Below are 6,167 nucleotides of genomic sequence, written 5' to 3'. Positions count from 1 at the left end.
CCAAGGTGGTCGTCGACGCGCTGCTCCGCACCGGGGTGCTGGACGGGTTCGCGATCGGGCGGGCGGCGGCGGCGGAGCGCCCGGTGCTCGAGCGCCGTGCCGGCTGACGCGGGGGCCGTGCTCGACGTCGCCGGGCTCGAGGCGGTGCTCGACGGCGGCGCCGGCGTCGGGCCCGTCGACCTGCGGCTCGCCCCCGGGGAGCAGGTCCTCGTGCTGGGGCCGTCGGGGGCGGGGAAGTCGACGCTGCTGCGCTGCCTGCACGGCGCGGTGCCGCACGCCGTCCCCGCCCGGGTGCGGGGGCGGGTCGCGGTCGCCGGCCGGGACGTCGCGGAGCACGGCGTCGCGGCGCTCGCGGACGTGGTGGGGGTGCTCGCGCAGGACCCGGAGACGGGCGTCTGCCTCGCGGACGTCGCGGACGAGGTCGCGTTCCCGCTGGAGAACCTCGGGACGCCGCCCGCCGCGATCGGCCCCGCGGTCGGGGCGGCGCTCGCGGCGACCGGGGCCGCGCACCTGGCCGGCCGGCGCACGGACGCGCTGTCCGGCGGCGAGCTCCAGCGGGTCGGCCTCGCCGCCGCCGTGGTCACCCGGCCGCGGCTCCTGCTGCTGGACGAACCGACGTCGATGCTCGACGCGGACGGGGTGGCGGCCGTGCGGGCGGCGCTGGCGGCCGCGCGGCAGGCGACCGGCGCCGCGTGCGTGCTGGTGGAGCACCGGCTGGACGCCCTCGCGGGGGACGCGGGCGTCGCCGGGCTGCCGGGGCGGTGGGTCGTGCTGTCCGCGGACGGCCGGGTGACGCACGACGGGCCGGCGGCGGAGGTCGCGCGCGCGGCGGGACCGGAGCTGCTGGCGCGGGGCTGCTGGCTCCCGGAGGACGTGGAGCTGGCGGTGACCCTCGGCGGCGCGCCGGGGGACGGGGGGCAGCACGACCGGGTGCTGGCGCTGGCCGACGCGGTGTCCCGGGGCCCGGCGCCGCGCACGGCCCCCGCGCCGCCCGGGGAGGTGCTGCTCGCCGCCCGCGGGCTGGCCGTCGGGCGCGGCCGGCGCCGGGGGCGGCGCGGGCCGGCGCCGGAGCCGGTGCTGCGCGACGTGGACCTCGAGCTGCGCGCCGGCGAGGTCGTGGCGCTGGTCGGCGCGAACGGCGCCGGCAAGTCCACGCTGCTCGCGTGCCTCGCCGGGCTGCTCGCGCCGCTCGCGGGCGCCGTCGACGGTCCCCGCGCCGGGCTGGTGGTCCAGAACCCGGAGCACCAGCTCGCGGGGCGCACGGTGCGGGCCGAGGTCGCGACCGGGCTGCCGCCCGGCCCGGCGACGGACGAGCGGGTGGCCGCGTCGCTCACGCGGTTCGGCCTGACCCCGCTCGCGGACCGGGACCCGCACCGGCTGTCCGGCGGCGAGCAGCGCCGGCTGAGCCTCGCCGCGATGCTGGTCCACGACCGTCCGGTCCTGCTCGCGGACGAGCCCACGTTCGGCCTGGACCGGCACGGGACGGCGGCCGTGCTCGGGGCGCTGGCGGACGAGGCCCGCGCGGGGCGCGCCGTCCTGCTCACCTGCCACGACCTGCGCGCCGTGGCGTCGGCCGCCGACCGGGTGCTCGTGGCGGCGGGCGGCCGGCTCGTCGCCGAGGTGGACCCGCTCGCCCTGCTCCGCGCGCCGGGGCTGCTCGCCGCCGCCCGGCTCCGGCCCTCGCTGCTGCTGCGCCGGCTCGCCGCGGCGGTGCCCGACGCGGCGCGGCTGCGGGCGGCGCTCGCGGCGCTGGACGCGCGGGCCCTCGGCGGGGCGACGGGGCCGGTCGGCCGGGCGGCGGAGCCGGTCGCGTGACGCCGCTGGCGGCCCGGAACCCGGCCGTGAAGCTGCTGCTCGTGGTCGCGGTGTCGGTCGCGACCCTCGCGCTGCTGGACCCCGCGACGCTCGCGGCGCTCTACCTGCTGGGCCTCGCCGCGGCCCGGTGGGGCGCCGGGGTGGGCGGCCGGCGGCTGCTGCTCGCCCAGGTGCCGTTCTGGACGTTCGGCGTCGGGGTGCTGCTCGTCAACGCGGCGAGCCGGCCGGGCGCGGTCCTGGTCGCGGGCGGGCCGTTCCGGGTCACGCACGAGGGCCTGGTGGTCGGCGCCGCGCTCGCGCTGCGCGGGTGCGTGATCGGCGTCGCCACCGTCGCGTTCCTGGCGAGCACGCCGCCGCGGGACCTCATGGTGAGCCTGGTCCGGCACGCGCGGCTGAGCCCGCGGTACGCGTACGCGCTGCTGGCGGGCCACCGGATGCTCGCCGGGCTCCCGCGCCAGTGGGCGACGATCCGGGCGGCGCAGCTGGTCCGCGCCCCGCTCGGGCGGGACGGCCGGCCGCGCGAGGGGTGGCGCGGGTGGGCGCGTTCGGCGTTCGCGCTGCTCGTGGCGTCGATCCGGGCGTCCGAGCGGGTCGCGCTGGCGCTGGAGTCGCGCGGGCTCGCCGCCGGTCCGCGCACGGTGTGGCGCCCCGTGCCGTTCGGCGCCGCGGACGCCGTGCTGGCGGGCGGGGTGCTCGGCGTCCTGGCGCTGGTCCTGGCGGCGGGCGCGTGACGGCGACCTCGCGCCCCCGCGTGCGGCAGCATGGGGGCGTGTCTGACGAGCCCGACCGCCGCGGCGCGTTCGAGCACGCGGTCGACGGGCTCGTGGGGCTCCGGCTGCTGGGCGTCGCCTACGCGGACGTGGCGGCGCTCGGGCCGGAGCCGCGGGTGTGGGACCACGAGGACTGGCACCACGCGGTGCTCGGCGTGGAGCTGGTGACCGACGCCGGCACGCGGGCGATCACCTGGGCGTGGACCTTCGGGTGCCACGGCGTCGAGGTGTTCGACCGGCTGCCCCTCGCCGCCCCCGCGCCCGGCGCCGAGGGGGGACCCGAGACCTGGTCGGTGTCGGCCCACCCGCGCTGGGCGGGGCGGCTCGGCGCGACCGTCACCTCCGCGGCCGCCGTGTGGGGCCGCCCGCCGGCGAGCGCGGCGCGGCCGACGTGCCCCTCGCGATCCGGGTCGAGGTCGGAGGCGGCCCGGTCTGGTTCGTCGCGGCCACGTCGGGTGCGCCCGGCGAGGCCGTCGACCTGGGCGCGGACGAGGTCGCCCTCCTGTTCACCGACGAGGACGCCGCCCGTCTGGGCCTCCCGCTGCCGGGTCTCGTCCGGCCGAGGTCGGCGGTTGCGGCCGCCCGGACCCCGGCGGAACCGGCGACCTGAGGCGCAACCGCCGACCTCGACGGCCCGAGCGCCCCCGAGCCGGTCAGACCGCCAGGCCGACCAGGGAGCCCACGCCGTAGGTGATCGCCATCGCCAGGCTGCCGCCCACGACGTTCCGGAGCACCGCGCGGCCGGCCGGGGCGCCGCCCAGGCGGGCGCTCACGGTGCCGGTCACCACGAGCGCCGCGACGACCGCCGCGAACGTCGCCACGACGCGCGCCTCGCCGCCCCACGGGCCCAGCATCGCGAGCAGCGGCACCACGCCGCCGACCACGAACGCCACGAGCGACGCGAGCGCCGCGTGCCACGGGTTGGTCAGCCCCTCCTCGGCGTCCCGCACGCCGTGCGCGGCGAGCACCCGCTCGGCGTCGCGCTGGCTGCTCACCGAGACGTACTCGCCCGCGGCCATCGACAGCGCGCCCGCGACCAGCGCGGCGACGCCGGCGACCGCCAGGGTGGCGAGGCCCGTGGCCGCGCCGGCGACGCCGACCACGGTGGCGGCGACGGAGACGATGCCGTCGTTCGCACCGAGCACGCCCGCGCGCAGCCAGTTCAGCCGCTCGGCGGTCGGCAGGGCGACGGCGGGGCCGCCGGGGCCCGGGGTGCCGGTGCCCGGGGCATCGGGAGCGGCGCCCTCGGCGGCGCGCCGGGTCGCCGATGCGGCGGTGCGGTCACGGTCCAGGAGGTGGGTCGACAGGGCGCTCATGGCAGCCACGGTAGGCCGGAGATGACGCCTTGTCATCACAGGAAAGGCTGCCCTGACCTGCGGAAACGCAGGTTTGCCTGCCCTTATCTGGAACCGGTCAAGACGTTCCCGCAGGTCAGAGCGGCCCCACCGCGAGCACCCGCAGCACGACCTCGCCGGCGGCGTCCGAGGCGGGCAGGTCGACCAGGGCGTCGATGCGCCAGTCGTGGTCGCCGGCCGGGTCGTCGAGCAGCTGCCGGACGAACCACAGCTCGCCCCGGGCGCCCGCCTCGCCGTGCGCGGACGGCCGCTCGTCGACCTGGAACAGCGCGGGGCCGCGGGCCGCGGGGCCGGTGAGGATCTCGTCGTGGTCGTCGTAGAACGGGTCGAGCGCGTCGCCCCACCGGTCCGCGGTCCACGGCGCGTCGGAGGCGTCCTGGTCGCCCAGCGCCGCCAGCGCCGGGTACGCCTCGCGCGCCGCCAGGTCGACCCGGCGGAACAGCGCCCCGCGGACCAGCGCCCGGAACACGCGCTTGTTGACCGTGATCGGCGGGGGAGCGTCGTCCTCGGGCCGGGACTCGGTGACGGTGGCGTCGTCCAGGTCCTCCGGGTGGGCGAGCCGCTCCCACTCGTCGAGCAGGCTCGAGTCGGTGCGGCGCACCAGGTCGCCGAGCCACTCGACGATCTCGTGCAGCTCCTCGGTCCGCAGGTCGTCGGGCACGGTCTGCCGCAGGGCCCGGAACGCGTCCGCGAGGTAGCGGAGCAGCACGCCCTCGGTGCGGTCGAGCTGGTAGAGCGACACGTACTCGGCGAACGTGGCCGCCCGTTCGTGCATGTCGCGGACGACCGACTTCGGGGACAGCTCGTGGTCGGCGACCCAGGGGTTGGTCTGCTTGTAGATCTGGAACGACGCGCCGAGCAGCTCGGCGAGCGGCTTCGGGTACGACACGTCCTCGAGCAGCGCCATCCGCTCCTCGTACTCGATGCCGTCGGCCTTCATCGCCGCCACGGCCTCGCCGCGGGCGCGGTTCTCCTGCGCCGCGAGCACCTGGCGCGGGTCGTCCAGCGTCGCCTCGATGACGGACACCACGTCGTGCGCGTAGCCGGGGTCCTCGACGTCCAGCAGGTCGAGCGCGGCGTAGGCGAACGGGGACAGCGGCTGGTTCAGCGCGAACGTCGGCGGCACGTCGAGGGTCAGCCGCACGGTCCGGCGCAGCCGCTCCGGGCCGGGCCCGTCCTCGACGACCCGCTCGACCACGCCCGCGGTGCGCAGCGACCGGTAGATGGCGATCGCCTGCCGGACGAGCCGGCCCTTCGACGACTCGGGCTCGTGGTTGTCGAGCAGCAGGTGCTTCATGGTCTCGACGGGGTCGCCGGTCGGGCGGGCGAGGACGTTGAGCACCATCGCGTGCGACACCCCGAACGACGAGGTCAGCGGCTCGGGCTCGGCGTCGCGCAGCCGCTCGAACGTCTTGTCCGTCCAGTTGACCATCCCGGGCGGCGCCTGCTTGCGGACGATCTTCTTGAGCTTCTTCGGGTCGTCGCCGGCCTTCTGCAGGGCCTTGCGGTTCTCGATGACGTGCTCCGGCGCCAGCACCAGCACCTCGCCGGTGGTGTCGAACCCGGCCCGGCCGGCGCGCCCGGCGATCTGGTGGAACTCGCGGGCGGACAGGTGCCGCATCCGCACGCCGTCGTACTTCACCAGCGAGGTGAGCAGCACCGTGCGGATCGGCACGTTGATCCCGACGCCGAGGGTGTCGGTGCCGCACACGACCCGGAGCAGGCCCTTCTGGGTCAGCCGCTCGACCACCCGGCGGTACTTCGGCAGCATGCCCGCGTGGTGCACGCCGACGCCGTGCCGCAGCAGCCGGGACAGGGTCTTGCCGAACCCGGGGCCGAACCGGAAGTCGCCCAGCTCGTCGGCGATCCGGTCGCGCTGCTCGCGGCTGGCGAGGGTCATCGACAGCAGCGCCTGCGCGCGCTCGACGGCCTCCTTCTGCGTGAAGTGCACGACGTACACGGGGGAGCGGCCGGTCTGCACCAGCATCTCCAGCAGCTCGTGCAGCGGCTCGACCTCGTAGGTGAACGACAGCGGCACGGGGCGCTCGGCGCCGGCGACGACCGCCACGGGCACGTCGGTGCGCCGCTCGAGGTCGTCCACGAAGAACGACACGTCGCCGAGCGTCGCGGACATGAGCAGGAACTGGGCGCGCGGCAGCTCGAGCAGCGGCACCTGCCACGCCCAGCCGCGCTGCGGGTCGGCGTAGAAGTGGAACTCGTCCATCAC

5 protein-coding genes are annotated in these 6,167 nt (G+C 77.8%); 3 read left to right on the top strand and 2 right to left on the bottom strand.

Going from position 1 to position 6,167, the window contains the following annotated elements:
• The first annotated feature begins 117 nt into the window (after nucleotides 1–117).
• The 3 genes from VER05_RS13095 to VER05_RS13085 all read left to right on the top strand — a co-directional run bounded on the left by VER05_RS13095 (nucleotide 118) and on the right by VER05_RS13085 (nucleotide 3,195).
• A complete protein-coding gene (locus tag VER05_RS13095; protein WP_324845781.1) occupies nucleotides 118–1,815 on the top strand; it encodes an ABC transporter ATP-binding protein in 1,698 nt (565 codons plus the stop codon).
• Complete coding sequence (locus tag VER05_RS13090; RefSeq protein WP_324845780.1) at nucleotides 1,812–2,546, top strand: energy-coupling factor transporter transmembrane component T; 735 nt, start codon at nucleotides 1,812–1,814, stop codon at nucleotides 2,544–2,546. Before VER05_RS13095 ends, VER05_RS13090 begins: the two co-directional genes overlap by 4 nt.
• Nucleotides 2,547–2,976: 430 nt before the next feature.
• Entirely contained in the window at nucleotides 2,977–3,195 is a 219-nt protein-coding gene (locus VER05_RS13085; protein ID WP_324845779.1) for a hypothetical protein, read from the top strand.
• Between the two features lie 43 nt (nucleotides 3,196–3,238).
• On the opposite strand, the gene VER05_RS13080 is transcribed toward VER05_RS13085, so the two are convergent.
• Nucleotides 3,239–3,901 carry a VIT1/CCC1 transporter family protein gene (locus VER05_RS13080; RefSeq protein ID WP_324845778.1) on the bottom strand — a complete coding sequence of 221 codons (663 nt, stop codon included), beginning with the start codon at nucleotides 3,899–3,901 and terminating at the stop codon, nucleotides 3,239–3,241.
• 115 nt (nucleotides 3,902–4,016) lie between these two features.
• Nucleotides 4,017–6,167 (bottom strand): DEAD/DEAH box helicase (locus tag VER05_RS13075; protein ID WP_324845777.1); only part of this gene is annotated, 2,151 nt, incomplete at its 5' end.

The sequence above is a fragment of the Cellulomonas sp. genome (genome assembly GCF_035634735.1).
Classification (GTDB): domain Bacteria; phylum Actinomycetota; class Actinomycetes; order Actinomycetales; family Cellulomonadaceae; genus Cellulomonas.
This window is presented reverse-complemented; position numbering and strand designations above follow the sequence as displayed.

What these genes read in the sequence shown, in the direction of transcription:
- VER05_RS13080 (WP_324845778.1), bottom strand. Translation starts at nt 3,901, where the DNA reads ATGAGCGCCCTGTCGACCCACCTCCTGGACCGTGACCGCACCGCCGCA.